This window comes from Fibrobacter sp. UWB1, from assembly GCF_002210325.1.
Lineage (GTDB): Bacteria > Fibrobacterota > Fibrobacteria > Fibrobacterales > Fibrobacteraceae > Fibrobacter.
This window is the reverse complement of record NZ_MWQL01000009.1, coordinates 84,724-111,695: the sequence shown is the minus strand read 5'-3', so window position 1 is coordinate 111,695 and position 26,972 is coordinate 84,724. Positions and strand designations below refer to the sequence as shown.

Below are 26,972 nucleotides of genomic sequence, written 5' to 3'. Positions count from 1 at the left end.
TTTACGAAAAAAATGCATTTTTTTCTCTCGTCTTTCGTCTGTAGGCTCGAAGAGCCGTTCTTTCGTCTAGTTTAACTCGTCCCACACGACCTGCATGAGCGGTTCGATGGTTTTCGCGGTGAAGTCAAACTTGATGTTTGCGGCGGCAAAAAGCTCCGGCAGCGGACGGCTATCGCCCAAACTTTCGGCCCTAAACAGGTCGTCAATGGCCTTTTTCGGGTCTTTTTTGAAGTTTGCCCACACCTGGAGCGCGCCAAGCTGTGCAATTCCGTATTCGATGTAGTAGAACGGGCATTCGAACAGGTGCAGCTGCTTTTGCCACAGGTTATTGCGCACGGATTCGAATCCGGAGTAGTCCACGCCCGCATCGTAGCGGTCCATGATACCCTTCCAGATTTGTTCGCGGTCCTTGGCCGTATGGTTCGGGCGGCTGTAAAGTTCATGCTGGAAACTGTCGATGCTTGCCACCCACGGGAACAGCCAAATGACGTCTTCCAGTTCGCCCTCGATACTCCTGCGGATAGCCTCGGAATCGTCGCCGTAGAAGGGCTTGAGGTTGCTCATGCCGATCAGTTCCATGCTCATGCTCGCAACTTCGGCAAATTCCGAAGGCACATCGCGATACGCCAAAATCGGCTGGTTTGCGAGCGCATACTGGTGGAAAGAATGGCCCGATTCGTGCAGCAAAGTGTAAATGTCACGGTCGGTTTCGGCCGAATTCATGAAAATGAAGGGGAGGCGGCTTTCGTCAAAGCCAATCTGGTAGCCGCCGGGAGCCTTGCCGAGCCTGCTATCGGGGTCAATCAGCTTCTTGGCCTGCATTTCGCGGGCCCACTTACCCGCCTGCGGGTGAATCGATTCGAAAATCTGGTCGACTTTTTCAATCAATTCTTCGCCGTTCTGATACGGTTTGAGGGGTGGGCGTGAAAGCGGATCCACACTCAAATCCCACGGGCGAAGCGTCTTGAGGCCCATTTTTTCGGCGCGCTTCTTGTAGATTTCCTTGAGAAGCGGAAGCACCAACTTTTCGACGCTTTCATGGAACGCCTTGCAGTCTGCAGGGGAGTAGTCAAAGCGGCGCTTGGCCAAGAAGATGTAGTCGATAAAGTTCTTGCAATGAGCGTTTTTTGCAATCTTGTTGCGAATCTGGAACAACTTGTCGAAAGAGGCATCCAAGGCATCTTTATCTTTCAGGCGGCGGTCCCACATGGTGCGGAATGCTCGTTCGCGCAAGTCGCGGTCCGTCTTTTCAAGGTATGCACCCAGCTGCTGCATGGTCTTGATTCCGCCGTCAAATTCCACGCTCATGCCGCCGGTAATTTTCTGGTAAGCCTGAACCGCCATGGTTTCTTCGGTTTCGAGCGGAATGTTTGCGGGGGAGAACAGGTCCAAAGAAACCTGCACGCTCTTGAACCATACGCCGAATTCGTCTTTCAGCAGGTCCTTGGCCGGGTGCGCCATCAATTTCTTGTTCAACTTGTCGTCGAATTCGCTCATCACAGGGTCGATATTTCCGACAAAGTCTTCGTACGCCTTGGCGGCTGCTTCATCCTGCGTATTCACAGTCATGGCCACGTAACGACGGCTAGAAACCTCTGCCAATACAGACCCAAGTTCACTCCACTTCAAGATCCAGGCACGCAGGGCGTCGGGGGAGTTCGGGATATTTTCATCGAGAAGAGTCTCGAAAAGACGGGTAACGTCTTCTACACTGTCTACATTCAAATTTTCAGGTACGAATTTTCTATTCATAAACACCAATTCTTTTATTTAAAATCCAATTGCTCCGACCCAGTCGCTTACAATGTTGTCCAAAACCGAGGTGCGGGCCTTGTCGGCAAGCGCCTGCTTTTCTTCTTGGCTGATTTTGCGATCCTGGTCAAATTCGAGCGTAAAAGCTTCATCCCCTGCCTCCAGCGAGACATCCATACGGCCCACGATATGGACCACGTTCACGTCCATCAGCCTGAAAATACGGCGGTCAATGGGCATTTCAGTCACAAGAATTACCTTGTTGTCTCCAGGAACGAGTTTAACCGTGTCTCGGAGTGCCACAGGAAGCTCCATCAGCGAATCTAGCACCAGGTTTGCCATCAGGCCACGAATCCAGAGCGTATCTTTGCCCGAGTTCTTGGCATTCAGGCCAACGGTCAAATGCGCCTTGCCAATCTCCTTTTCCAGGATTCCGCGGGCAAAATCCTGCACCAGGGCAATCACGTGCGGGTTCGGCAACAGGCCCTTCTTCAGGTCGTCAGATTTCGGGAAAAGATCCGGGTTGATGCTCGCAGAGTCAAGCGAGAGCGATTCAAACTCGAGCTTCGTTTTTGAAAGAATATCTGCCGCCGACAGTTTCTTGGTCATTGCACAACTGGCAAGCAACAATGCCAAAATGGAGATTCCAACAATCTTCAACTGAGTCGACGAAATTCGTTTCATATCGACAATATAATAAAATGGATTTAACGTTATGATCCATCCAGACCTCCCCGCAGTTTTTCCGTGATTCAGCATTGCCGATAATGCGGATTATGTAAACTAAATAATCGCTAAAGATATCACACTTTTTTTCATTTTTGTGCGATATTCGTGAAATTTGAGTATATTTTCAACATACAAGTTATTCGAGGAGAACAAATCCGTTTTATGCGAGTTCTGTTATTTATTGCTTCATTGTTTCTTGTTTTGACAGGATGTACGAATCCGACACAAAAGTACCATCCGTTTGACAAGCCCGAGTATAGCAAGGGCGAAATTGTCAAGTACGAAGATGCCAAAATCAACACCAGATACAGAAGTGATTTTGCCTACGAAATCAAAACTCCCGGCAGCGAAGACAGCGTAAAGTTCTATACCGCTAATCATTTCTGTTACGATCCCCAAAACAGGAATATCGTTGTTCCGCTCAAAGACCGTAATGGTTTTGAGATGACTTCCCCCGCGGATGGCCTTTTTATTGCCATCCCTAGGGATAGCGTTACCCTATGCAAAAACGGCGTCAGGAACAACTCTGATTTTGCAAGAAACCATGCACTTCACGGATTCACCTATGGTGCTATTGTTGGAGGCGCTATTATGGGTTTAGGAGCTTTAGCAGCGGCCCCGATTTTCCTCTTTTATTCCGAAGGAGCAGCCAATGTTGGCTTAATAATCGTGGGAATGGTTGGCATAGGAGCAGGAGCAGGAGGTCTTTTCGGGACAACTGTTGATTTGGGCTACAACGGAAAGGCCGTGGAAGAATTTCAAGAAAGTTGTTCGGCTTATTTCACCGAAGAAGAACTTGAAAAATACCTCAACGATAATCTTTGCTACTAGGAGAATTATATGAAACACATTACACTTGGCGTTCTCCTTTTTGCAACCACATTCGTATTCGCACAAGAAAATTCCGAACAGCCGCAGCTTGAAGATTCTTCTACCGAAGAGGCCGTATCTACAGATTCCTCGGCTACTGAAGATTCAGCCTTGGCACAAACCGCTACTCTAGAAACCGCATCGGAGCTATCCCCCGCTGACGAAGCATTACCTGAACGTACGCCAGAAGGTTACCGCATTATCCGAATCCAGAAAACGGAAACCAAGGCGTACAAGGATAGCGTCAAAAAAGTTGAAAGACAAATCGAAGAAGATAAAAAGCCTACGATTCCCTTCCGTTTTGAAGTCGGCCTATTGGCCTCTATTGGTGCAAAAGAGCTATTCGGCAGTGACCGATACGCCTATTACGATCGTGATAGAACAAGCAAGGAAATTGAACCGGTTACATTATTCCATGGTTATCCTGTCAACGTGGGTTTAATTGCTACAATTCCCTTGAACGAAGCTACCGTCGCCATTAAAGCCGGAGCCCTCTTTGAATACACAAATCTCATTCATAACGAAGACTTTTTCCTGAAAACAAACGATTCCGACGAAAGTCCTTGGTTTGAAGAAAAAAAACGTGAGCCGGAACATGGAAATATCTCCCAAATGCGCGTGAGTTTCCCCCTGCTGTTTGCGCTAAAGGGACGAACTACCCCGGCGATGTTTGAAGTCGGTTCCAAAATATCCATTCCGATTCAAGATAAATACAAATCCGTTGATTTTGTTGACCATAACTTAAGACCTGCTGTCGATGCAGCGCTTCTCATCGGAGGGTCATTCATCATCAATAAGTATTTCACATTAATGACTCATATTGAAGCTCAGTGGAGCGAAATTTACGATGATGAACTGTTTGTCGGTGTTTCGGACATCAGTCTTTTAGGCATCCACGTCGGGTTAGTATTCACACCGTTCTAAACGTAAAAGATACGTCTATAACAACGAACTGTTTGTCGGCGTTACAGATATCATGTGTCTAGCTTATAGAATCGGCGTACTCTTTACACCTTTTTAATCATTAGAGCCCCTAGTCCAAAATCCTGTTTAAAAAAAATAACACCCTTTGCCGGGTGTTTTTTTATAGTTTGGAAATATGATTAGGAAAATCTTTCTTGCAAGCGCTCTCGTGGCAAGTACAGCTTTTGCTTCATGGGATCTATTCCCCGTTCTTGGTAATCATAAAGGTCAAGCCAAGATTGACGCCGGATTACAAACATACGAATATACCCGCCATGATTTCGGCATATTGGAAACAGCTGCCAGTGCCCGATACACCGTTATTCCGAAGCTAGAGCTTGCACTCGGTGTACCGTACCGTATCATGACCCAAGACAACGGAAACGAACAAGATATGGACGGCCTCGGAAACATCGGATTGTCGGCACGTTACCAGTTCTTGTCTTCTATGAACGCTTTTACAGACGTGTTTATTCCCGTGGGCGATGATTCCTATAACGAAAAAGGAGCGTGGGGATTCAACGTTGGCGCGCAATATTCCGTAGAATTCAGCCAGATGCTCAATTTCGGTTCCGAACTCGGGATCAATTTCGAAACTAAAGGCGATGACCACGAAGCGCCCGTATCGGTATTTGGCGCAGCTGAACTTGATTTTAGACTTTCGCCGCAATTTACCCCATACATCGGGACAAACCTTGCCGTAGGCATTGGTGCATTCAAGCATTACGATTTCCTGGTATCTCATGGTGGTGGCGAAGTATATATTGAGCCGTATTTTGGTGGGACATACGATATCAACCATCGTATTTCACTTGATGTCTCGGCTTCTTTTGGCAATTGGGTTAATGCGGACGATAAGCCCAGCGTGATAACAACCGCTAGCTTGGCCCTCTTGTTTAATTTCTAATAGACAAATTGAAAAACTTCTAATAGCTAATTTAGGACCGGTCGAGCGAAGGTCTTTTCTTTCGTTAAAAAACAACGATTTTTGAAAAAAAGTGAAGAATTGCTTGACACGAATCCATAAATAGTATATATTTGTGCAGTGAACAGATGTTTATTGCTATGGTACGGGCATGATTGAACGAATTCGCGGAATTTTGGTTGAAAAGTCCCCCACTTTCGTGGTTGTGGACGTGAACGGCGTGGGCTACGGTGTAAATATTTCGGCCTACACTGCAGGCAAATTGCCCGAGGTGGAAAGTGAGGTTACGCTCTACACGAACCTGGTAGTGCGCGAAGATTCCATGACGCTGTTCGGTTTTGCCGACAAGACCGAGAAAGATACCTTTATCATGTTGCTCGAAGTGAACGGCGTGGGCCCGAAACTTGCCCAACGCATTTTGAGCGGCAGCTCCCCCGCTGACCTCTTGAACATGATCGCCAGCGACAACAAGAGCGCCCTCGGCAAGATCAAGGGGCTTGGCAAAAAGACTTGCGAACAGATGGTGCTTTCGCTCAAAGAAAAAGCAGGAGCCATGCTGCAGGCCTTGGGCGATGTCGAAGGCTCTGGCATTACAGGTATGGGCGCACTCACTGGCCCGAAGATGGAAGCGGTTCTTGCCTTGCATACGCTAGGCGTGAAGGATCCGGCAGCAGAAAAGGCCGTGATGAAGGCTGCAGAAATCTTGGGTGATTCTGCGGATGCCGCAACGCTTATCCCAGAGGCTTTGAAGTATCTTTAAAAACGTCATTGCGAGCGTAGCGAAGCAATCCACAGAGGATGAGAATGGACGACCAGCGTATTATTTCTCCGGAACGCCGGACGGGCGACGAAAGCGATATCGAACGCACTCTGCGTCCGCCTAGCCTTGACGAATTTACCGGCCAGAAGAACATTAAAGAGAGCCTTTCGATTGCTATTGAAGCTGCGAGACACCGTGGCGATTCGCTAGACCATTGTCTTTTCAGCGGGCCTCCGGGACTTGGCAAGACGACTTTGGCCGGAATTATCGCTAAAGAAATGGGCGTGAATATCCATATTACAAGCGGTCCGGTGCTTGAAAAGGCGAGCGACCTGGCAGGGCTTTTGACGAGCCTGCAAGAGAATGACATCTTGTTTATCGATGAAATTCACCGTCTGAACCGCGTGGTGGAAGAATACCTCTACCCCGCTATGGAAGACTTTAGGCTCGATATTATGCTGGATTCCGGGCCGGCGGCTCGCAGCGTGAACTTGCCGCTGAAGCATTTTACGCTGGTGGGGGCGACAACCCGCAGCGGACTCTTGACTAGCCCGCTACGCGACCGATTCGGTTTGCAGTACCGCCTGGAACTCTACGATGAAGATGACATCAAGAGTATTCTGATGCGCAGCGCGAAGATTTTGAACGTGGGGCTCGAAGAAGATGCCGCCAGACTTTTGAGCGGACGCTGCCGTGGAACGCCCCGAATTGCAAACCGCGTATTAAGGCGTTGCCGAGATGTGGCGCAGGTCCGCGGTACAGGCGTTATCGACTTGATGTCGGCGAGCAAGACTCTTGAAATGCTCGGTATCGACGGCGAAGGCCTCGATCACATGGACAGAAAAATTCTTTCGATGATTATCGACAAATTCGGCGGTGGCCCCGTGGGGCTGGGCACCATCGGGGCTGCGCTCGGCGAGGAGCCAGACACCCTCGAAGAAGTCTACGAGCCGTATTTGATTCGCAAGGGGCTCCTCGCGCGAACGCCGCGTGGCCGTACCGCCACGCGCACCGCCTACGAGATGCTTCACCGCAGCATTCCGAAAGCACTAGCCGAATCCAGTGCGCAAGAATCGCTGAATTTGTAATTTTTGAGTACCTAAAAACTTCATAAACAAACCATTGTATGGGAACTTTTGTCCACATAGCAGTTATGGACGTGCTCCCAAGTCGATATGTTTTTCTGCAGAATAGTTATGCAACGAATCAATAGCGTCATAATCGACCTATTAATGTATTTTTTATGTAAATCGATTTTTTCATTCCTTAAATAAAATGCATTTACTTACAAACAACATGTTTTATGTAATTTATTGTAAAAAAAACATAGAAATGAACATTTGTACCAATTTATAATTTGCAAATGTAGTATATTTATCAAACCATATACTAGAAGGAGATTAAAATGAAAAAAAAAGTATTGTAGATGCAAACTTTCATTTCCATTCCAAGGAGGAATTCAAGTATCTGTAAACTCATCAACAGATAATGGAGTCACAATGACTCCAATAAATAAGTTAGAAGACCTAAAAGAATTCACGAACGATCCTAGTGTTAAGATTAGGCAAGTCTTTTTCTGTAAATTCATGCACAAAAAGCAGATTTTTCCATTTCCTTCTCGGTTAAGTAAGCTTTTTCTTCCATCCATTCCTCGTGTTGTTCCATCAGTAGCGAGCCGATGAGCCTCTCGCACGATTCTGGATTCGGGAAGACGCCTACGACTTTTGTCCTCTTCTTGATTCCCATTCGGCTTTGGTATAGTAGTAGAATTATAACATGAATTACTTCATTTGCTTTATAGTCTTTTTTCTTGTTAGTTGCGCATGTCAGGATCCACGCGGATGCAATGCATCTAATGGAATCGGAAATGCGGCTAATCGAACTAGATTAGTGCAAGAAGGAAGGGATTATCAGACATATCAAAATACAAAAATGCCTCTTCCCCCTAGCAATTCTGACAACAAACAAAACAAAATGCCTCAGCTACAAATTAACCATGAGATAGACAGCCTCGTAATAAATGATAGACTTGATTTAAATAACTTATAGAAATCAAGGGAAATAGTCAGACACTTAAGCTCCGGCTGTTTTACCGTCTTTTTTTTTCTGAGTAGAGAGCGAAGCAAATAAAGCGAAAGACATTTATCGTGGTGAAGACTGTTTTTTCCTATTTCGGCACAATTCTATCGATACACTTGTTTTATTTTAACACTTGCGGGCGTTGTAACGTCTGCATTTTCTTTATAAATTCATTATTGGTGATGAGGATGTGTTAATTGGAGGCATGATGCATCTTAAAACGACTCTTTCCGTTCTCGCAATCGCGGCGGTAGCAACCATGGCACAAAACAAAGCATATTCTGGCGCAGAACTCTACACTCTGAAAGAAGTTGAATATGGTAAGTTTGAAGCCCGTATGAAGATGGCTGCAGCCTCCGGTACTGTCAGCTCCATGTTCCTCTACCAGAACGGTTCTGAAATTGCAGACGGACGCCCCTGGGTGGAAGTTGATATCGAAGTTTTGGGTAAAAACCCGGGCAGTTTCCAATCTAACATCATTACCGGCAAGGCCGGTGCACAGAAAACAAGCGAAAAGCATCATGCTGTAAATCCGGCTGCAGACCAGGCGTTCCATACCTACGGCCTCGAATGGACTCCTAATTACGTCCGTTGGACTGTCGATGGAGTCGAAGTCCGCAAGACCGAAGGCGGCCAGGTAAACGACCTCAAGGGAACGCAGGGCTTGCGCTTTAACCTCTGGTCTTCCGAAAGTGCTGCTTGGGTCGGCCAGTTTGACGAATCCAAGCTTCCGCTTTTCCAGTTCATCAACTGGGTCAAGGCTTACAAGTACACTCCGGGCCAAGGCCCGAACGGCAGCGACTTTACGCTTGACTGGTCCGACAATTTCGAGAATTTTGACGGCTCCCGTTGGGGCAAGGGCGATTGGACCTTCGAAGGCAACCGCGTAGATCTCACCGACAAGAACATCTATTCCAGGAACGGCATGCTGATTTTGGCCCTCACCCGCAAGGGTCAGGAAAACTTCAACGGCCAGGTTCCCCAGGATGCTGCAGGCGATGCAGAATTCAACGGTCAGGGCCAAAATCCCCAGTCTTCGAGCAGCGTTACCCCAAGTTCCTCGAGCGTGGCCTCTTCTTCTAGCGTTACGCCAAGTTCCAGCAGCCAGTTCACTCCGCCCAGTTCCAGCAGCGAACAGGAAACCGGCATTCTCCAGAAGCGCGCCAAGCTCCAGAACAAGGAAATCCGCGGAACGGTCAACGCCAAGGGCGCTCGCGTGAACCCGAACAACAAGGCCAACTATCAGGTTGACTTCAATTTCTAGAAACCATTCATCCAACCCCCAAACAACCCCGACCTGCGCAGGAACCTCCCCTGCGCAGGTTATTTGTTTATAGACCGCTCGGCTCTATTGCGTACATCAAAATGTGATATCGCCTCGCTCTCGCCACCGCCCCAGCTTAACGCTTGGGGTTTTGTGGCTCACACAGACTGCTCGGCTCTATTGCATACATCAAAATGTGACGTCGCCTCGCTCTCGCCAACACGGCTCGCTTACGCCGAGCCGCTTGTGGCTCACACAGACCGCTCGGCTCTTTATTATATTTTCGGCTATGAAACAGCGGATTATTAAGGCTTTGCTTGACATGAACCTCGCCGAAGGCGACAGGCTTCCGTCGGTGCGTTCGATGATCAAAAGTTTCGGAGCATCGTCTGGCACTGTTCAGGCGGCGCTTTCTGAATTGGAATCCGCCGGGAAAATTTGCAAAATCCAGGGTAAGGGTTGTTTTTGGGGGACCAGCCCGCTCAAAAACAGGGTTCCCTACGTTCACGAGACTGTCTCTGAAAAGCTTGCAAAAGCCTTCGAACGCGACTTTGCGCAAGGCTACCTGAAACCTTCGCAGCCGCTACCGCTTTCAAAAGAACTTTCTGCCCGCTACAATGTTTCGCAGGGCACGCTCCGCAAGTTTCTGGAAGAAAAGGTCGCACGCGGAATCCTGAAAAAGGAAGGCCGCCAGTATGTCTTTTACCGCAAGCAGCAGCAAAGAGACGAGGCTCCCCTCAGCGAACTCATCTTCGTAACGCGTTGCAATAGCTGGGGCGGATTCAGCGCCGAAAGCGAACGCGAATTGGATTTTTTGCGCCTCGTTTACAAGACAGCCGGCAAGAATCATTACAAACTCACCCTGTTCGGCATCAATGACGCCACGGGAAAGCTCATTGACCGCAGCGGCAAACCCTGCAAACTTTCGGAACATCCGAACGCTGTGGGAGCAGTACTTTCGACGCTCCTGGTGCAAAACTTCAGGCCGCTCCTGACGTTTTTCGCCGACGCCAAGTTCCCCGTGGCCGTATGGTGGGAACACCCCATCGATGCCGTGCCCAAGAGCTTTTTGCGCAAGGACAACTGGATATTCTTCAACTCCACCTTCGGCAAGAACCCCGGCAAAGAAATCGGCCGCTACCTGCTGGGCCTCGGAGTCACCGAAGTCGGGTATTTTTCTCCGTACCACAACAGTTCCTGGTCCAAGGACCGCTTGACCGGCCTCGAAGAATCGGGGCTCGTGGTGCACCCCTACGTGGACGCCGAATTCGCAAGCCCCTGGGATTACAAGCAGATTGCCCGCAAGAAAGTCGAAAAGCTCTCCGTAGAAATCATGGCCCGCAGCCTAGAAAAGGAAAAACTCAAGACGCTCGCCGAGCGCGCCCTTGAATTCCAGGCGGCAAACGGCAACAACATGCCCTGGATTTGCGTAAACGACGAAGTCGCGGGAATCTTCATGGAAATGGCCGAAGAAAACAACATGGAAATCCCGCAACCAAACATTGGCCCGACCTACATCGCCTTCGACAACTCCATGGAAAGCTATTTGCTGCGCATTCCGTCTTACGACTTCAATACCGACGCGCTCGTGGAGCAAATCTTCTACTACATCAGCAGCCCCTCGGCATTCGACGGCATCAAAAAAATCCACCACATCCTCGGGAACGTGGTGGAGAAGTAAATAGTAAATAGTAGGAAGTAGACAGTAAGTGGTTGACAGTCTACTGTAGCCTTGTTCGCGATTTTCGCCTTGCTACTTTACTTATTCTTATTCACGATAAGCGTCTTTGCCTTGAAGGTCTTCTTGTCGATCCACTTGACCATGAGCGACACCTTGTTGTCCTTGTCGAGGGCGGCCCAGTATTTTTTGAGCGTGTCTTCGGCGTTGTCAAAAATCGGCATCAGCTTCGGGAAACCGTTGAAAGACGGAATCGGGCTGCCGTCGGTTTCGTAGGTGCTGATAAAATGGCCGAGACCCGGCAGAGCCTTCTCGTATTCAAACGTCATGCGTTCGCAACCGGCTTCTTCGCTGTTGTTACGGCTCTTGAGAATCGAGAGCTTGTACACGGCGGGGCTTGCGTTCTTGTAGTGGATGCCCGAGATGCGCGGCGTGAAGTTCGGGGCATCATCTTCGTACTGGCGCGTGCGGAGAGCGCTTTCGAAGGTGCCGCCGAGCTTGATGGCGTCGTAAATCGTGTCAGTCTGGTCGCCGTTCGTGATAATCTGGACGTCGGCAGTGTGGCGTGCCGGGTAGTAGATAATCAGGTGCGGGTCGGTGAGCTTGGATTCGTCAAAGGCCTTCGTCTTCATGAAGCCGGTCTTGGGTTCAATTTCGAACACGCGATTGCGGCTGTTGACGCTACGGCCCATGATCCAGTAGACCTGCACGTAGGACTTGCCATCGGCGCTTTCGCCGAGCACAATGCCACGACCAGGATACGGGTTATTGGAGAGGGCCTTGAAATTCTGTTTTGCTTCGTCTGTGTAGGACATAGTGATTAGTAAATAGTGGTTGGTGGTTGGGAAATTTTATCGTTTCGGGTTGTAATTGTTCATTAAGACCATGGCGACGGCGACGCAAAGCATCACCACGCTGCCAACGATAACCTGCTGGCGGTGGTTGTATTCGCGCTTGACGTAGCTCGGATTTTCTTCGTTGAGTTCCTGGAGGGTCGGGCCCTGATTCAGCTTGGTCGAATCGATGCCGTAAGTTTCCGCAATTTCTTCGTCGGTCATGTTCAGCGTACTCACATAAGCGCTGTCGTACTTGTCGAGCTTGTCCGCGGCAACCGCAGGAATCGCAAGGGCAAAAAGCAAAAGAAAAATGCAAAGGGTACGAGGTATGAGGTATGGGGTCGGCGCCTTGCGCCTCTGAGGTATGAGGTCGGCGCATTGCGCCTTTGAGGTATGAGGAAAAGTAGATGAACCATTTGACATCTTTACCTCATATCCCAAAGCGAGTGAAACGAGCGACCCCACAGCCCAGAACCCCTACCCTTCCTTCGCGAGCTTGTCGAGGATCTGGTTCACGAGGCCCGGGTTAGCCTTACCACCGGACTTGCGCATGGTCATGCCCACGAGGAAGCCCTTGAGTGCAACCTTGCCTGCCTTGAATTCGGCGAACTGGGCGGCATTTTCGGCACAGACGGCGCGGACCACTTCTTCGATGGCACCGGTGTCGGTCACCTGCACGAGGCCCTTTTCCTTCACGATGGCTTCGGGATCCTTGCCGGTCTCGAACATCTCGGCAAAGACCGTCTTTGCAATCTTTCCGTTGATGGTGTTGTCGGCAATGAGGTTCACGAGCTTGCAGAGGTCTTCGGGCTTGATCTTGAGGGCGCTGAGGCCACCTTCCAGTTCCTTCACCTTGGCCAGAAGTTCGGTAATCACCCAGTTGGCGAGCATCTTGCCGTTCTTGCAGTTCTTCGCGGCGGTATCATACCATTCGCTCACGTCGCGGTCTTCGGTGAGCACCATGGCGTCGTATTCGGAAACGCCGAAGTCGTCCATGAAGCGCTTGCGGCGGGCATCCGGCAGTTCCGGAAGCGTGCGGCGGATTTCTTCCACGAAGGCAGGGTCGGTCACGAGGCGGACCATGTCCGGTTCCGGGAAGTACTTGTAGTCGTGGGCGTCTTCCTTAGAGCGGATGACGATAGTCTTGTCCGCATTGGGGTCGTAACGCTTGGTGCACTGTTCCACTTCCTTGCCAGCATCGAGGGTCGAGGCCTGCAGGTTCATTTCGCAGTACAGGGCCTTCTCGAGATTCGTAAAGCTGTTCAGGTTCTTGATTTCGGCGCGGATACCAAACGGAGCATCTTCGCTCTTGCGGAGAGAAATGTTGCCGTCACAGCGCATGTTGCCGTTTTCCATGTTGGCGTTGGACACGCGGGTGTATTCCAGCGTCTGCTTGATCTTCTTGAGAACCAGCACAGCCTCTTCGGGGCTACGGATATCCGGTTCGGTCACGATTTCGCAGAGCGGAGTGCCGCAGCGGTTCGCGTCGAAGTGGGATTCGGTCGGGCTCATGTCGTGGATGAGCTTACCGGCGTCTTCTTCCATGTGGATACGGGTAATGCCCACGCGCTTCTTGGTGCCGTCTTCCTTGACGATTTCGAGCCAGCCGTTCTTGCAGATCGGGTGGTCGTACACCGGAAGTCCGCCCGTCTGGGTAATCTGGTAGCCCTTCGGCAGGTCCGGATAGAAATAGTTCTTGCGGGTCCACATCGCGTTCAGGTCGATTTCGCAGTTCAGGGCGAGGCCCAGGCGAATCGCGTACTCCACAGCCTTCTTGTTCGGCACAGGCATGGCACCCGGCATACCGAGACAAACAGGGCAAACGTGCTTGTTCGGGGTCGTATTCACTTCAATTTCGCAGCCGCAGAACATCTTGGTTTTAGTTGCGAGCTGGCAATGGATTTCAAGACCGATAACAGGACAATAGTTGGACATGATATCTCCGATAATTTTTACGCTGAAAAGATAGAAAAAGTAGGAAGTAGGAAGTAGGCAGTAAACAGTGGTTTGTGGTTAGGATAATAACAATCTTGTAAAAAAAGAACTATTATTCTAAATTTTTAATATGCGTTTTGAAGTTCACCCTGTAAATCCGCAAGCGAGAATCGTGAAGCTTGCCGCTGCCGCCCTCGAAGACGACGGCTTGGTCCTCTACCCCACTGAATCTGGTTACGCGATTGGCTGCAACGCCGAATCGCCCAAGGCAATCCACAAGCTTTATGCCCTCAAGAAGCCGATGAAGAAGTTCTTCATGGCGCTTATTATTCCGGACATCCGTAAGGCCACCGATTACGCCCGTGTAGACAACTTTGCATTCAACATCATGAAGCCGCGCGTGCCTGGGCCGTACACCTTTATTTTGCCCGCCGACCCGCACATCGCCCGCCGCCTGGACGTCAAGCGCCCCGAAATCGGCGTGAGGATGCCGACGCACCCGTTCTTCAAGGAACTTTTCCAGCATTTCGACAAGCCGATCCTGAGCACTGCCGCCAAGCTCACCGAAGAAGACATGTACGAGCCCGACGATATCTGGAAGACCTTCGAGCATTCCGTCGACATGATGGTCGACTGCGGCCCCATAGAAATAAACCCGACCAACATTATCAGTTTGATCGGGGATCAAGTCGAAGTGATTCGTGGCGAGTTGCTAGACCCGTAACGCTCCGGCCTGCTGTCTTGCCTGGCTTGACCCGGCACCTCCTTTGATGCATGAATAGGGAGAAGTTTCTCCCTGGTTCGCACTTCGTTGCTCTCCACCCTCTCTAGCGGGGACACCCCGCAACGCCCCGATTGTAGCGCCCACGGCTCCAGAAAGTAAACGAAACTTGGCAACTTGTTGCCTTAGTTGAGTTATGCTCTATGAGTATAAGCTCGCCTCGCTCTTACACGACCGTTCGACTCTCGTCTCACTCTCGCCACAGCCCCAGCTTAACGCATGGGGCTTTAAGCTCACATGGATTCGGCCTTCGGCCTCTAATGTTCGCTCGCCGATTTACTTTCCTCCGCCTTTGGGCATGCCACTCTAGATGTCTTCCCGCACTCGGTGCGGGATCTCCTTTGATGCATGAAAAAGGAACGCTCCGTCTCTGCCTGCACCGCACGCCATCAAGACCGTTCGGCTCTATCGCAAAAAAGAATAGTCGATTTCGCCTCACTCTCGCCACAGCCCCAGCTTAACGCATGGGGCTTTTCGGCTCACATGGCCGTTCCGGAATGTTCGCTTAGCGGCCAGGCACTCGCCTCCGCTTTTCTTCTATGGGTTTCTTTCAAAAACCCTGTTTTTGTTAAACTTTTTGTAAAGATTAAAGAACTAGTAGTTCTTTACGCAGCGGACGGACAGACCGTCATATTTGGGGTACGCTCCAGTCGTCATTCCATGTTCAACATAGCCATCTGCTAAAATTACTGCACCACCCAAAAGCGGCTGTTTATCATGGGGAACCCAGAAAAGTCCCCTATGGAGTTTGGCATTCATAATGAAATCATAATGAAAACTATCTTCCTCGTAAAAAGCCCCACCACCATAAAGGGCTGAGAAACCATGGTAATTACTCCCTTCACAAATCTTGGAAAGCAATCGGTATCCGCTATCAAATTCTCCCCTCAGGGAAAAATACTCCGTACGATTCATCACGTGCCATCCATCGGGGCACACGCCTTGATGAATCAAGTCATCCCATTCCGCATCATACGCAACACCTGGGTACAAGGAATCCGGGCAAGCAGGGGTCGTTCCCGTCCATACGCTGTCGCAGGCCTTCGGGAGGCCCATCGCCTCACTCCAGCTGTACAGCCCACCGAACCCGTTGTCACAATACCACGGATCGTCATCGTAACAGAACTTTTCAACGCGGGAGTCGTCAAATTCCAAAAATCCCAACTTGACCTGCGTTCCATAATTCAGGTTCTGCGCAAAAACCTCAAATTCCTGCAGACTAACCCATCCTGGAGCAACAACGATTGTCTTGTACGTTTGCCCGTCACGCGGGTCCTTGAACTCTCCATAGGACTTTGTGCTGTTGTAAAGGCTGTCCATATCAAAATAGCTGCTGGTAGGCACGGACGAGGAGCTGGACTCAATATATGGAACATAAAAACCATCCTGGCATACGTACCAGTCTCTCTCATTCGTCTTCGAATTCGTCCTTTGAATCATGTGCCCCTCTTCGGTACAGGCCTTCATCGAAGAAGAACTTGCCCCCGAGCTGCTCGATGTTACAGAAGAACTGCTCTTGGCATCCGTGGACGAGCTTGATTTTGCGGAAGAAGAGCTGTTCGTAGACGAAGACGAAACGCTACTGCTAGACTTGTCATCTTTGCTGCTGCAGGACGAGGGGCTGGATCCTTCGTGGCTATCGCCACTCAGGGTAGCGCCGCTGTCGGAAGATTCCTTCTCCGGCTCAACGAAGCTGCTGCTGTCGTCGTCGCCGCAGGCGACGAACAAAACAGCAGAAAGCAACAACGCAGCAAAATATTTCACAGAAGACCTCCTGGAACCTAAAAATAGTAAAAAGTTCCCCAAACAGGGAACTTTAGGGCTGTCGGCAAGCAACGAGTGCTTTTAAGAAATAACTACAGTTTGCCGAGTTCGCGAAGCATTTTCTCGTACTTGTTGGCACGAGCTTCAGCTTCATCGGCGCGGGCCTTTTCCTTTTCAGCACGAGCCCTTTCTTTTTCAGCAAGGTCTTTCATGTCGTCGATTTCTTCTTGCCATGTCATGTAGCGTATCCTCGTATTGCTGTCGGTTTGGTACCACAAAATATAAAAATGTGTAGTGTGGAATGTGAGATGTGGAATGAATTATCTATTTCGGGAGGTTTTGGTTATTGCGTTTAGCATTCGGACAATTGTTCGGCAAGATGTAACGATACTTTCATATTCCACTGGTTCTAAATATTGAGCTTCATGGAGTAGTTCAAGCCAATACTCCGTCTCTGCAGCCTCCTTCAAAGCAATATACATTTTGGCGATAAAATCAGCCTTGCTTTGTGCGAACTGAGCCTCCTTTACATTCGCCCCAATGCTTGTCCCACTACGAAGTATTTGCTTGCTAAGAATGAATTCCCTTTTGTTTGACACCAAATGACGATATAAACTTATTATCCGCAAAGCAAATGATTTGCTTAACGATTGCACGTTTAATTTTTCATTACACAATTCACACCTCACATTTCACATTGTCAAAAAGCCGGAACGCGTCGGTTTTCGCGAATAGAGAACGGCCCCTATCTTTATATATACACGCTTTTTTAGGGCACTCAACGCAGTTTTCTCGAAAAATTTATTTCTTTTTACAAAGCAAACAAAAAAAAGGAATCACGTTAGTGATTCCCCATCCGTGTGGCCATCAAGTCTTCCTTAGCAGGCATCAAAGGAGATCCCACCTTGGTGGCCATGCGCACTAAGCACTAAAAGTGCTAAGTGCTGTCCGCCCGGCTTACGCCGGGAAGACAGAGAGGGCATTAAATAATTACACCATGGCGGCGCTGAAGTCGGCCTTGGTGCAGAGGGTTTCCTTGCCTTCGGCGTCAACGGTCAGGAGTTCGCCGCTGTACTTGTAAATGCCGTGGCGGGCCATGATGAGCTTGGCCTTCAGAACGATTTCGGCCTTCGGGATCACCGGAGCGCGGAAACGGCAGTTTTCGACCCCCATGAATGCCGGGCGCTTGCCTGTGGTTTCGGCTTCGCGACCGATCATGGTGAGGAGCGTGGCAGCCTGGGCCATGGATTCAATCTGAATCACGCCGGGGAGCACCGGATTGCCTGGGAAATGTCCCTTGAGGAATCCTTCTTCGCCGGTCAAGTGCCACTTGGCAACGATTTCCATGTTTTCAGCATCGAGGGAGAGGATTTCATCGACAAAGGCAAACGGGGCCTTCTGCGGAAGCACGCTGTGGACGACTTCGGCATCGTAGAGGATTCCATCGACGTTAGACTTGGGTAAAGATTCCAGCATTGACATAAGGAATGATTTTCTCCATTATTTGCCGGTGGGACACGTGCCCACCGTTGGTGATTTCGATTCTGACCCTCGGAAGGGCCGGACAGATAAAACTCAGGTCTCCAATCAAATCTAGTATTTTATGCATCGCAGGTTCGTTTGCGATGCGGAATTTGGGCGAACAGGCGCTGTTTTGAGCCGCGCAATCCCCCGCTGCGAGCAGGAGTCCGCAAGATTCATCGACTCCGGCGAGGAGCCCTGCCGCACGGGCGCGTTCCAGTTCCACCTGGTGAATGAAGGTGCGCGCCATGAAAATTTGGTACAAGTTCTCGGGCGAATAAATGGAGACGGACGCCGCCGACTTAAGGTCGTAACCGTCGCGGGCGGTATTGCGATCGAGCACGTATTCGACTTCGAAAGTTTCCGCCGGCGTAATGCGGACATGACCGTAGACCGCAGCATCGCTACCCAAGTCCCACTCGGCATGCACAGGAGCATCGAAAAAGACCAGCTCTTCGGGCGCTCCGCAGAATTTTCGCATTTCACAGAAGAACGGAATCGCAGAACCGTCCATCATCGGGACTTCGGGCTTAGTCGCATCAGTGAGCCGCACGTTAAAGCGCCGGTGCGGCCACATCAGGAACACGGGTGCCAAATGCTCCGGCGAAAGCAACTGCAGCGAAGACTTCCCCGCCGAGTCCTTCAACCTATAACCGGCGGTACGCTTCGCAAAAAATTCAAGTTCTTCAAAACAATGACACGCGTCGCTGCGATAAAAAAGCTTTTCGCCCACATACCACGCCACAAAAGGAACCTTCTGCGGATCCTTTTCCAGCGGCTCGACAGAAACCGATGTCGAACCAAAGCTTAAGCTGGGGGATTTAAATTCACACTCATTACTCATTACGAGCTACAAAATAGCAAATAAAAACAAATAGCCTCGAGTCTCAGCCTACTAGATCCTTCGACGGAGTTTACCCTGAGCTTGTCGAAGGGCCAGGATGACACTCAAACAATGTGAAATGACAAATGAGAAATGTGAAATAAATAATCTCTCATCACACATTTCACATTACACATCCCTAATCACTGTCTACTTCAATTTTTTTTTCGCCATGACGCGGAGTTCGACCATTTGACGACGCCAGATTTCGATGTCAATCGCAGGGAACCCAGCAACGGTCTTGCCCGCAGGCACGCTCTTGGTCACGCCCGCTTTCGCGGTCACAATCGCATTCTTGCCCACGGTCAAGTGCCCCGCGGCCTTGGCACCGCCCGCGAACTGTACGCCGTCTTCGAGAATCGTCGTGCCGCCGAGCGCCGTCTGCGAGGCCATGTAAATGTTGTTGCCTAAAACGCAGTTGTGCGCAATCTGCACCATGGAATCCAAGTGGCAATTGTCGCCGATGGTCGTCGGCGAAATGAATCCCGCCGCCACGACCGTATTCGCACCAAAGCTACAGCGGTTCCCGATGCGTACGCCCGCAAAATGCGGCACCATGCGGCGCTCGCCTTCGTGCTCGTAAAATCCGAAGCCGCGGCTACCGACGACCACACCCGCCTGAAAAATGCAACCCTCGCCCACAATAACATTCGGGTAAATGGTCACGTTCGATTCCAGACGGCAGCCTCGCCCGATACTTGCACCGCGCATTACCACGCAGCCGGGCCCGACAAAGCAACCTTCGTCGACAAAGCCTTCCACAACTGCCGTCGGGTGAATCCACGGGCCGGTTTCGCCATAGCCCACGCCCATGTAGTCGCGGTCAAAATGCACACCCGATTCCATATTGTCATTAAAGCCATTGCCCTCGAAACGTTCCAGGAACTTGACCATGGCATGGTAAGGTTCTTTGACGGCGACAATGTTCTTTGCGTTCGGAAAAATCTCGGCGAACGAAACCTCGCCCGATTGCACCGCTGCAGAAGGCACAAACAAGAGGCCGGCAGCCGTCTTTTTCAAATCATCGTTCGAAGGACCGTTTGCATGCGTCACACTCTCGACGCGACCCACCCAGAAACTCACGTCGTTTTCTTGAGCCTGCGTCAGTGCAGCAAAGCCTGTTAAAGTAACCTCTGGCGACTCGCGCAAGACGCAACATTCAATTTGACATATGTTTTGCAGGTAATCGACAATGTCTGAGGCGCGAACGGAGAACATTATTCCCCCAGCGCCATAATCTGCACCTTGCAGGCAAAGTCAATGTCTACATGGCCGCCAAGTTTACCGCTCAGGTCTTCGCCATCGAGCTGCAAAAATTCGTCTTCGGCAAATTCCAGTTTAATCGATTTCGCCTTGCGAGTCTTGATGAAATATTTTTTGACTAGGTTTCCGATTACCGGCAAGTTCCCGACCGCAATAGCCAGCAAGAACCTGAACATGTTAGGCACGCATACGATTTCGAGCAGGCCGTCTGCCATATCGGACTTGTAGAACGGATTCGTGCCGCTTGCAAAGCTCGGGATATTGCCCACAATCACGGTGCGGTGGCCGTCCAGAATTTTTTGCCAGCTGCGGCCCTCGGCATCTACAAACGAAAGCTTACCCTTTTTAAGATGGTAAGAGCGGTCCGCAAAGAAACTCTTCACGTAATGCAGTTTGTTCACCAGCACGGAATTCGAATTGAATTCGCCGTTCGCGCGGGCTCGATTGAAATCGTGAGCGATTCGGGCATCGATACCGCCCGAAAAATAGTTGGCAAAGGCAAGTTTCCCGTTCACCTTCCAGATATCGAAGGGGCGCGCCTTGGCTTGCAGCAAGCGACGCACCAGGAACAAGAGTCCCTTGTCTACATAGGGCTTGTAAAGGTTCAGCACGCGCGCAAGGTCGTTGCCAGTACCCAGCGGGATCAGGCCGATTTTCACGGACTTCGCGTATTCCGAAGAGACCATGACCGAAAGGACAGAAGACACGGTGCCATCGCCACCGACGGCCACCAGTTTTTCGGTATTGGCAAGAGCGTCCCTGATCTGATTGTCTAACCCATCGATATTGGTAAATTCGGCCTTCCATTGGTCTTCCGTATAATTCAAAGAAGACATGATTTCGGGCAAATACTGGTGAATCACCTTGCCCTGGCCGCCGCCACTAATCGGATTAATGAGAAAGACAAACTTATACATCACAGCTAAAATATAATTATATAAAGGATCAAGTCTAAAGCAAAGTTTTTTGTAGCAAAAAAGCGTTAAGAGTTTCTCAACTCTTCTTTAATGACCAAATAATGCTCCGCATTTTCATGGAATTTGCGGATTTCGTCTTCGGTCAGTTCTCGCACCACATGGGCCGGAGCACCCACAATCAAGCTGCGTTCCGGGAATTCCTTGTTTTGCGTCACCACGGCACCGGCAGCCACCACGCTGTTCGACTTGATGTGTACGCCGTCCATGAGGATTGCACCCATGCCAATCAACACGTGGTCGTCTACATCGCAAGCATGCAAAATGGCATTATGGCCCACGGTCACGTCGTCGCCCACATGCACGCCGACTCCTGTCGAAAGATGCACGGTCACATTATCCTGGATATTGGTTCGCTTGCCAATGCGAATTTCGGCGAGGTCTGCACGGATAACCGTATTGTAAAAAACAGACGAATCGTCGCCAATTTCTACATCGCCAATGACTTTGGCACCTTCCGCGATAAACACGCGTTCGCCAAGAATGGGCTTTTTACCTTTGTATTCAATCAAACTAGCCATAATTACAATTTATAAAAAAGTAGGCAGTAGACAGTAGGAAGTAGACAGTTTTTTATGGATAGAATCATTTGACTCGCTACAATGGTATAAATTAAGCGACTTTAGGCCTAAGACGTACGAGTAAAAATTATATTGTTCCACATGTCAGATTTCTTACAAAACATATTTGATGCGCAGGGTGAAAACCGCTGGAAAATTGCACAATCAAGCGTGAAGGAACGAATCGCCAAGTTGGTTAAACTCCGCAAGGTCATTGTGGCCCGACAGCAGGAATTTTATGATGCCGTATGGACCGATTTCCACAAGCCGAAAACCGAAGCCTGGCTTACCGAAGTCTACCCTGCCCTGCAAGAAATCGACCACACCGTGAACTACTTGCCCAACTGGGTCGAAGATAAAGACGGTAGCTTTAGTTTTCTGTTCCCGTTGAATTCAAGCGTGAGCCATTTTGAGCCCAAGGGCCGCGTGCTGATTATGGCACCGTGGAATTACCCGTTCTTGCTTTTTATTTCGCCGGTCGTCGCAGCCGTCGCTGCCGGCAATGTGGTGATAGCAAAGCCGAGCCACAAGACGCCTCATGTAGCGGCATTTCTTGAATCGCTGATTTCTGACGTTTTCCCGCAAAACGAAGTCGCCGTTGTGCAGGGCGCAGGTGCCGAAATTGGCGACCAGTTGCTCGCCCTCCCCTTCGATCATGTATTCTTTACGGGTAGCCCGAACGTGGGCGCCCATGTGGCAGAACAAGCGGCAAAAATTCATGCCAGCGTGACGCTTGAACTCGGCGGAAAATCGCCGGCAATCGTTCTAGATGACGTGAACATCAAGGATGCCGCGAAGAAAATCGCCTGGGGCAAGTGCCTGAACGCAGGCCAAACCTGCATCGCTCCCGACTACATGCTTTGCCCGCAACGTTTAATGCAGCCGCTCGCCGAAGCCGTTGCAAACAACATAAAGAAAATGTACGGCGAAACCGAAGACGCCCGCCGGAACTCCGAGATTTTTGTACACATCGTTGAAAGCCGCACCGTCGAGCGCCACCAAGCGCTCGTCAAAGACGCCTTGGATAACGGAGCAAGCGCCGTCATGGGCGCGCAATTCAACCCCGAAGACATCGAAAACCGCTACACGCCCGCGACCGTGCTGACCGATGTCACCCCCGACATGCGCATTATGGAATCCGAAATTTTCGGACCGATTCTCCCGATAATTGCCTACGAAAATCTCGACGAGGCGATTCAATTCGTGCAGAACCGCCCGAAGCCGCTAGCGCTGTACATTTTCGGAAAGTCCGAAGCGAAAATCAACGAAGTGATCGCCCGTACTACCTCGGGCTCGACTTGCGTGAACCACTGCATTTTGCAAATTGAAAATCTGTCGGTTCCTTTTGGCGGTGTCGGCATGAGTGGCACCGGCAATTACCACGGAATTTACGGATTCAAGACGTTCAGCCACGAGCGCAACGTGATGCGACAAGGCGCATTAGACACCATGACATTCCTTTACCCGCCGTACCACAAAGACAACGAAAAAAAACTGCGTGCAAGAATTCAGAATTTGGTCAAGAAAATATTATAATGTGTAATGTGTGATGAGTGATGAATCATTTCACATTCCTCATTCCACATTTCACATTAAGCACGGTCTAGTGTCCGACGTAAAGTTTCTTCATTTCGTCGGAGATAGCCATGGGGCGGCCGCGTTTCATGTCGACAAGCACCCACTGGGTTTCCGATTCGAAAATCACCTTGCCGTCAGAGACGCGTTCAAAGCGGCACTTGCGTAAGCTTGCCACTTTACCGTAGGCGGCGACCCACGTGGTGCCACGGATTTCGTCACCCAAGAACGCCTGGTTCTTGTATTCCACGTGCTGCACGTGAATCATCCAGCCGGCACCCAGTTCACGCATCAAGGCTGTGCCGCCCACCTGCTCCGAATGAGCAATGGCGATATCCTGAATCCACTGCACCGACCATACGTTATTGAAATGATGATTGTCGTCAATCATTTCGGGCGTCACCTTGAACACCTGCGTAAATTGCATCGGGTCAACCGTTTCTTCCATCGCAATCGCCATAAATACCTACTCGTCTGCTAAATTCTTGATCAAGTTCGGGAGCGCAAGTTCAAACTTGACTCCATACCAGTGAGACTTGTCTTCATAAGTCTTTTCGATGCATTCCAGCACAAAGTCGGCCGCAATCCGGGCCGCATCGACCATAGGACGACCGCGGAGCATGGCTCCTACAAAAGCCGAGGCATAGCAGTCGCCTGTGCCGTTAAAGCCCTTGGTAATTTTCTTGTGCTCGTAGTAATTGAATTCCTTGCCGTCGTAAAGCATGACGCCCGTATAATCCGGACGGAATCCGACACCGGTCAGCACCACCGACTTGGTGCCCAGTTCGCAGAGTTTTTTGCAAAGTAGTTCGACCGTTTCGCGGTCAATATTTTCGCTGTACTCCGTATCCGTGAGCATGCAAGCTTCGGTCATGTTCGGGAGCAAAACATCGGCATGGGCGCACAAATCCCTCATGGCATCGACAAATTCCATATTGAAGCCGGGGTAAAGCGCCCCGTTGTCGGCCATGGCAGGGTCGACCACCCGAATCGCACCATCGACACCGTTCGTGTCCATGATGTGCTTGACCATGTTAATTTGCTCGATTGAACCCAGATAACCGGTATAGAACGCATCGAAGCGAATATCAGCCACGCGCCAGTGTTCGCTAATCGGCAACATTTCTTTAGTCAAGTCCTGGAAAGTCCAGCCTGTAAAGCCACCCGTATGGGTCGAAAGAATCGCCGACGGCAACACCGCCGTCTCTACACCGCACGCAGAAATAATCGGCAGTGCCACCGTGAGGGAGCACTGTCCAAAGCACGAAATATCTTGAATCGTAAGGACTCGCCTGTACATGCCCCAAATATAGAATTGCAAAGCCTCATTTTTTTTGATTAAGTTATATTTACGACATTACAACAAGGTGTTTTGGGTCCTCCTTGGTCTGGACCAATTACAGGAGTTTTGTATGGAATGGAATGATTTTACGAGCCTTACGTCAGAAGACATGCGTGCCATTTGGGATTTCAATACCAAAGACCCGTTCTCGATTTTAGGTTTGCATCCGCTGAACACGGACCGCGGCGTCAAGACGGTAATTCGCGCCTACCAGCCGCAGGCAAGCTTTATTCGAGGTGAATCTTGCGACGGCGAGTTCGAGTTCGACTTCATGAAACTTGGCAACACGGGATTTTTTGAAGCCATTCTGGACAAGGAATACGAACCTTTCTTTTACAACTTGATTATCAAGCAGGACGACGGCAACGAATACACGCTCACCGATCCGTATGCATTCCTCCCTGTACTTAGCGACTTTGACCGCCACCTGATTTCGAGCGGCACGCACTACGAACTGTACCGCAAGCTGGGCGCAAACCTTGTAGAACACCAGGGCTTTAAAGGCGTACACTTTGCCGTTTGGGCTCCGAACGCCCGCGCGGTCTCCGTGGTCGGTAGCTTTAACAGCTGGGACGGTCGCCGCAACCAGATGCGCATGCTTGGCTCTACCGGCATTTGGGAAATCTTCATTCCGAACATTGGCGAAGGCGAACTCTACCGCTACGAGATTCACGGCGCCGACGGCAACCTGCACGTTAAAGTGGACCCGCTCGCAAAACTCAGCGAAGTTCGCCCGGCAACCGCCTCCATTACCACGCACCTCGACGGCTACGAATGGGGCGACGACCTTTACATGTCTACACATTGGGCAACCAAGGTCTTCGGTTCGCCCATGAACATTTACGAAGTCCACGCCGGTTCCTGGCGCCGCGACCCCGCGAATCCGGACCGCTTCTTGAACTGGGACGAACTTGCCGAAAACTTGATTCCGTACCTCAAGGAAATGGGCTACACCCACGTGGAATTCTTGCCGCTCGCCGAACACCCGCTCGACGAATCCTGGGGCTACCAGGTGACCGGTTACTACTCCCCCACAAGCCGTTACGGCACACCGGACCAGTTTAGACACTTCGTGGACCTTTGCCACCAGAACGAAATCGGCGTGATTGTGGACTGGGTTCCGGCTCACTTCCCCAAAGACGCCCACGCTCTCGGACGTTTCGACGGCACCGCCTGTTACGAACATGCCGACCCGCGCCAGGGCGAACACCCGCACTGGGGTACCTACATCTTTAACCTGGGCCGCAACGAAGTCAAGAACTTCTTGATTGCAAACGCCATGTACTGGCTCAAGGAATTCCACTGCGACGGCCTGCGCGTTGACGCCGTGGCCTCAATGCTTTACCTCGACTACGGTAAGGGCCCCGGCCAGTGGGTACCGAACAAGGACGGCGGCAACATCAACTACGACACGCTCGAATTCCTGAAGCACCTGAACAGCATCATGGGCCGCCTCACGCCGCATGCGATTTTGATTGCCGAAGAATCCACCAGTTTTCCCTCTATCACGCGCCCGCCTGAACAGGGCGGCCTCGGCTTCCACTACAAGTGGAACATGGGCTGGATGAACGACTTCCTCAGCTACATTCAGCATGAACCGATTCACCGCAAGTACCACCACAACCAGCTGACCTTCAGCATGGTGTACGCTTACAGCGAAAACTTCATCCAGGTGTTCAGCCACGACGAAGTGGTGCACGGCAAGGGCTCTATGCTCGGCAAGATGCCTGGCGATAACTGGCAGAAGTTTGCAAACCTCCGCCTCACCTACGCTTTCCAGTATGCGCACCCGGGCAAGAAACTCAACTTCATGGGCAACGAGTTCGGGCAGTTCCGCGAATGGAACGAGAAGCGTTCGCTTGACTGGCACCTCATCAGCTGGGATAGCCACGGCAAGCTCCTGCAGATGATGAAGGTTTTGAACCACCTGTACAAGGAAAACGCCCCGTTCTGGGAAATCGACCATTACTACACCGGTTTCGAATGGATCTGGTGCGACGACGCCGATAATTCCATCGTGAGCTTTGTGCGCAAGGACGACCACGGAAACCAGATTCTGTGCGTGTTCAACTTCACGCCGGTGGTCCGCAACGACTACCGCCTGGGCGCTCCGACCCGCGGCAAGTGGAAGGAAATCTTCAATACCGATGCAAGCATGTTCGGCGGCTCTAACGTAGGTAACTTCGGCGAAGTCTGGACGCAGGACATTCCGTGGCAGAACCGCCAGTGGAGCCTGAATATCAAGCTCCCGCCGCTTGCAGCCGTGTACTTCAGGCTGGAAAGATAGGTTTCAAGCCCAGAAAGCTCAGAAAAAAAAGAATTGTACAGGCTAAAACGATTCTTCAAGTCGATTTAGCCTGTATTTTTTTGCTTTTTTCTAAAAAATTACTTTGTCTACAAACACGTTGTACCGGCCAGATATCATTTATGAATGAGTTTAGCCTGTACAAAGACGCTTCAAAGCTCTTTTTTATCAATAATTTGTATAAAAAGTACAGGCTAAACGCAATAAGTCGCT

At 50.4% G+C, this 26,972-nt stretch carries 25 protein-coding genes and 1 pseudogene; 10 read left to right on the top strand and 16 right to left on the bottom strand.

Features of this window, described 5'->3' with window-relative positions; translation table 11 throughout:
• Positions 1-66 precede the first annotated feature (66 nt).
• Both B7988_RS08775 and B7988_RS08770 read right to left on the bottom strand, forming a co-directional pair.
• Positions 67-1,752, bottom strand: a complete 1,686-nt coding sequence (locus B7988_RS08775) for a M3 family oligoendopeptidase (RefSeq protein WP_088657616.1) — start codon at positions 1,750-1,752, stop codon at positions 67-69.
• An 18-nt stretch (positions 1,753-1,770) separates the two neighbouring features.
• The gene (locus tag B7988_RS08770) at positions 1,771-2,436 is read right to left on the bottom strand and encodes a hypothetical protein (RefSeq protein ID WP_141225615.1); all 666 of its coding nucleotides are present in this window, start codon (positions 2,434-2,436) and stop codon (positions 1,771-1,773) included.
• Between the two features lie 207 nt (positions 2,437-2,643).
• On the opposite strand from B7988_RS08770, the gene B7988_RS08765 reads away from it, so the two are divergent.
• From B7988_RS08765 to ruvB, 5 genes are all read left to right on the top strand, one after another.
• Positions 2,644-3,312, top strand: coding sequence for a hypothetical protein (locus B7988_RS08765; RefSeq protein ID WP_141225614.1), 669 nt, complete (start codon positions 2,644-2,646; stop codon positions 3,310-3,312).
• 9 nt (positions 3,313-3,321) lie between these two features.
• On the top strand, positions 3,322-4,275 hold the full coding sequence (locus B7988_RS08760) for a hypothetical protein (protein WP_088657613.1): 954 nt from the start codon (positions 3,322-3,324) through the stop codon (positions 4,273-4,275).
• A 175-nt stretch (positions 4,276-4,450) separates the two neighbouring features.
• Positions 4,451-5,221, top strand: a complete 771-nt coding sequence (locus B7988_RS08755; protein WP_073321871.1) for a transporter — start codon at positions 4,451-4,453, stop codon at positions 5,219-5,221.
• A gap of 169 nt (positions 5,222-5,390) precedes the next feature.
• Complete coding sequence (gene ruvA / locus B7988_RS08750) at positions 5,391-5,999, top strand: Holliday junction branch migration protein RuvA (protein ID WP_088657612.1); 609 nt, start codon at positions 5,391-5,393, stop codon at positions 5,997-5,999.
• Between the two features lie 44 nt (positions 6,000-6,043).
• Positions 6,044-7,087, top strand: a complete 1,044-nt coding sequence (gene ruvB, locus B7988_RS08745; protein WP_088657611.1) for a Holliday junction branch migration DNA helicase RuvB — start codon at positions 6,044-6,046, stop codon at positions 7,085-7,087.
• A 496-nt stretch (positions 7,088-7,583) separates the two neighbouring features.
• Here the strand turns inward: ruvB and B7988_RS14905 are convergent.
• Positions 7,584-7,739, bottom strand: a pseudogene (locus B7988_RS14905) (transposase); the annotation flags it as partial.
• Positions 7,740-8,286: 547 nt separating this feature from the next.
• Here B7988_RS14905 and B7988_RS08740 point away from each other — a divergent pair.
• Positions 8,287-9,342, top strand: coding sequence for a family 16 glycosylhydrolase (locus B7988_RS08740; RefSeq protein WP_088657639.1), 1,056 nt, complete (start codon positions 8,287-8,289; stop codon positions 9,340-9,342).
• Between the two features lie 289 nt (positions 9,343-9,631).
• On the top strand, positions 9,632-11,023 hold the full coding sequence (locus B7988_RS08735; RefSeq protein WP_088657610.1) for a GntR family transcriptional regulator: 1,392 nt from the start codon (positions 9,632-9,634) through the stop codon (positions 11,021-11,023).
• Between the two features lie 77 nt (positions 11,024-11,100).
• Here the strand turns inward: B7988_RS08735 and B7988_RS08730 are convergent, their stop codons facing one another.
• From B7988_RS08730 to gatB, 3 genes are all read right to left on the bottom strand, one after another.
• On the bottom strand, positions 11,101-11,835 hold the full coding sequence (locus tag B7988_RS08730; RefSeq protein ID WP_088657609.1) for an IMP cyclohydrolase: 735 nt from the start codon (positions 11,833-11,835) through the stop codon (positions 11,101-11,103).
• A 36-nt stretch (positions 11,836-11,871) separates the two neighbouring features.
• Positions 11,872-12,159, bottom strand: a complete 288-nt coding sequence (locus B7988_RS08725; protein WP_249268925.1) for a hypothetical protein — start codon at positions 12,157-12,159, stop codon at positions 11,872-11,874.
• A gap of 174 nt (positions 12,160-12,333) precedes the next feature.
• Complete coding sequence (gene gatB, locus B7988_RS08720; protein WP_088657608.1) at positions 12,334-13,791, bottom strand: Asp-tRNA(Asn)/Glu-tRNA(Gln) amidotransferase subunit GatB; 1,458 nt, start codon at positions 13,789-13,791, stop codon at positions 12,334-12,336.
• Between the two features lie 130 nt (positions 13,792-13,921).
• Here gatB and B7988_RS08715 point away from each other — a divergent pair, with 130 nt between their 5' ends.
• Positions 13,922-14,515, top strand: a complete 594-nt coding sequence (locus tag B7988_RS08715) for an L-threonylcarbamoyladenylate synthase (protein WP_073321890.1) — start codon at positions 13,922-13,924, stop codon at positions 14,513-14,515.
• A 651-nt stretch (positions 14,516-15,166) separates the two neighbouring features.
• Here B7988_RS08715 and B7988_RS08710 read toward each other — a convergent pair.
• The 8 genes from B7988_RS08710 to B7988_RS08675 form a co-directional block, all read right to left on the bottom strand.
• On the bottom strand, positions 15,167-16,336 hold the full coding sequence (locus tag B7988_RS08710) for an FISUMP domain-containing protein (RefSeq protein WP_141225613.1): 1,170 nt from the start codon (positions 16,334-16,336) through the stop codon (positions 15,167-15,169).
• Positions 16,337-16,428: 92 nt separating this feature from the next.
• On the bottom strand, positions 16,429-16,575 hold the full coding sequence (locus tag B7988_RS15055) for a hypothetical protein (protein ID WP_170930596.1): 147 nt from the start codon (positions 16,573-16,575) through the stop codon (positions 16,429-16,431).
• Between the two features lie 81 nt (positions 16,576-16,656).
• On the bottom strand, positions 16,657-16,992 hold the full coding sequence (locus tag B7988_RS15460) for a four helix bundle protein (RefSeq protein ID WP_349291495.1): 336 nt from the start codon (positions 16,990-16,992) through the stop codon (positions 16,657-16,659).
• 334 nt (positions 16,993-17,326) lie between these two features.
• Positions 17,327-17,818 carry a 3-hydroxyacyl-ACP dehydratase FabZ family protein gene (locus tag B7988_RS08695; RefSeq protein ID WP_233144358.1) on the bottom strand — a complete coding sequence of 164 codons (492 nt, stop codon included), beginning with the start codon at positions 17,816-17,818 and terminating at the stop codon, positions 17,327-17,329.
• On the bottom strand, positions 17,787-18,701 hold the full coding sequence (locus tag B7988_RS08690) for a UDP-3-O-acyl-N-acetylglucosamine deacetylase (RefSeq protein WP_088657604.1): 915 nt from the start codon (positions 18,699-18,701) through the stop codon (positions 17,787-17,789). Before B7988_RS08690 ends, B7988_RS08695 begins: the two co-directional genes overlap by 32 nt.
• A 189-nt stretch (positions 18,702-18,890) precedes the next feature.
• On the bottom strand, positions 18,891-19,958 hold the full coding sequence (locus tag B7988_RS08685; protein WP_088657603.1) for a UDP-3-O-(3-hydroxymyristoyl)glucosamine N-acyltransferase: 1,068 nt from the start codon (positions 19,956-19,958) through the stop codon (positions 18,891-18,893).
• Positions 19,958-20,920, bottom strand: coding sequence for a diacylglycerol kinase family protein (locus B7988_RS08680; protein WP_088657602.1), 963 nt, complete (start codon positions 20,918-20,920; stop codon positions 19,958-19,960). The genes B7988_RS08685 and B7988_RS08680 overlap by 1 nt, the downstream gene beginning before the upstream one ends.
• 65 nt (positions 20,921-20,985) lie before the next feature.
• Positions 20,986-21,498, bottom strand: a complete 513-nt coding sequence (locus B7988_RS08675; protein WP_088657601.1) for a gamma carbonic anhydrase family protein — start codon at positions 21,496-21,498, stop codon at positions 20,986-20,988.
• A gap of 141 nt (positions 21,499-21,639) precedes the next feature.
• Between B7988_RS08675 and B7988_RS08670 the strand changes: the two genes are divergently transcribed.
• Positions 21,640-23,073 (top strand): aldehyde dehydrogenase family protein, encoded by a 1,434-nt coding sequence (locus tag B7988_RS08670; protein ID WP_088657600.1) that lies wholly within the window; start codon positions 21,640-21,642, stop codon positions 23,071-23,073.
• 67 nt (positions 23,074-23,140) lie between these two features.
• On the opposite strand, the gene B7988_RS08665 is transcribed toward B7988_RS08670, so the two are convergent.
• Both B7988_RS08665 and B7988_RS08660 read right to left on the bottom strand, forming a co-directional pair.
• Positions 23,141-23,572, bottom strand: a complete 432-nt coding sequence (locus B7988_RS08665; RefSeq protein ID WP_088657599.1) for an acyl-CoA thioesterase — start codon at positions 23,570-23,572, stop codon at positions 23,141-23,143.
• A 6-nt stretch (positions 23,573-23,578) separates the two neighbouring features.
• Entirely contained in the window at positions 23,579-24,412 is an 834-nt protein-coding gene (locus tag B7988_RS08660) for a pyridoxamine kinase (RefSeq protein ID WP_088657598.1), read from the bottom strand.
• Between the two features lie 112 nt (positions 24,413-24,524).
• Between B7988_RS08660 and glgB the strand changes: the two genes are divergently transcribed.
• A complete protein-coding gene (glgB, locus tag B7988_RS08655; RefSeq protein WP_212668307.1) occupies positions 24,525-26,741 on the top strand; it encodes a 1,4-alpha-glucan branching protein GlgB in 2,217 nt (738 codons plus the stop codon).
• Positions 26,742-26,972: the final 231 nt, after the last annotated feature.

Bases quoted from the DNA above. Each gene is read 5' to 3' on its own strand.
- B7988_RS08775 (WP_088657616.1), bottom strand. From the start codon at position 1,752: ATGAATAGAAAATTCGTACCTGAAAATTTGAATGTAGACAGTGTAGAA.
- B7988_RS08770 (WP_141225615.1), bottom strand. From the start codon at position 2,436: ATGAAACGAATTTCGTCGACTCAGTTGAAGATTGTTGGAATCTCCATT.
- B7988_RS08765 (WP_141225614.1), top strand. From the start codon at position 2,644: ATGCGAGTTCTGTTATTTATTGCTTCATTGTTTCTTGTTTTGACAGGA.
- B7988_RS08760 (WP_088657613.1), top strand. From the start codon at position 3,322: ATGAAACACATTACACTTGGCGTTCTCCTTTTTGCAACCACATTCGTA.
- B7988_RS08755 (WP_073321871.1), top strand. From the start codon at position 4,451: ATGATTAGGAAAATCTTTCTTGCAAGCGCTCTCGTGGCAAGTACAGCT.
- ruvA (WP_088657612.1), top strand. From the start codon at position 5,391: ATGATTGAACGAATTCGCGGAATTTTGGTTGAAAAGTCCCCCACTTTC.
- ruvB (WP_088657611.1), top strand. From the start codon at position 6,044: ATGGACGACCAGCGTATTATTTCTCCGGAACGCCGGACGGGCGACGAA.
- B7988_RS08740 (WP_088657639.1), top strand. From the start codon at position 8,287: ATGCATCTTAAAACGACTCTTTCCGTTCTCGCAATCGCGGCGGTAGCA.
- B7988_RS08735 (WP_088657610.1), top strand. From the start codon at position 9,632: ATGAAACAGCGGATTATTAAGGCTTTGCTTGACATGAACCTCGCCGAA.
- B7988_RS08730 (WP_088657609.1), bottom strand. From the start codon at position 11,835: ATGTCCTACACAGACGAAGCAAAACAGAATTTCAAGGCCCTCTCCAAT.
- gatB (WP_088657608.1), bottom strand. From the start codon at position 13,791: ATGTCCAACTATTGTCCTGTTATCGGTCTTGAAATCCATTGCCAGCTC.
- B7988_RS08715 (WP_073321890.1), top strand. From the start codon at position 13,922: ATGCGTTTTGAAGTTCACCCTGTAAATCCGCAAGCGAGAATCGTGAAG.
- B7988_RS15055 (WP_170930596.1), bottom strand. From the start codon at position 16,575: ATGACATGGCAAGAAGAAATCGACGACATGAAAGACCTTGCTGAAAAA.
- B7988_RS08695 (WP_233144358.1), bottom strand. From the start codon at position 17,818: ATGTCAATGCTGGAATCTTTACCCAAGTCTAACGTCGATGGAATCCTC.
- B7988_RS08690 (WP_088657604.1), bottom strand. From the start codon at position 18,701: ATGAGTAATGAGTGTGAATTTAAATCCCCCAGCTTAAGCTTTGGTTCG.
- B7988_RS08685 (WP_088657603.1), bottom strand. From the start codon at position 19,958: ATGTTCTCCGTTCGCGCCTCAGACATTGTCGATTACCTGCAAAACATA.
- B7988_RS08680 (WP_088657602.1), bottom strand. From the start codon at position 20,920: ATGTATAAGTTTGTCTTTCTCATTAATCCGATTAGTGGCGGCGGCCAG.
- B7988_RS08675 (WP_088657601.1), bottom strand. From the start codon at position 21,498: ATGGCTAGTTTGATTGAATACAAAGGTAAAAAGCCCATTCTTGGCGAA.
- B7988_RS08670 (WP_088657600.1), top strand. From the start codon at position 21,640: ATGTCAGATTTCTTACAAAACATATTTGATGCGCAGGGTGAAAACCGC.
- B7988_RS08665 (WP_088657599.1), bottom strand. From the start codon at position 23,572: ATGGCGATTGCGATGGAAGAAACGGTTGACCCGATGCAATTTACGCAG.
- B7988_RS08660 (WP_088657598.1), bottom strand. From the start codon at position 24,412: ATGTACAGGCGAGTCCTTACGATTCAAGATATTTCGTGCTTTGGACAG.
- glgB (WP_212668307.1), top strand. From the start codon at position 24,525: ATGGAATGGAATGATTTTACGAGCCTTACGTCAGAAGACATGCGTGCC.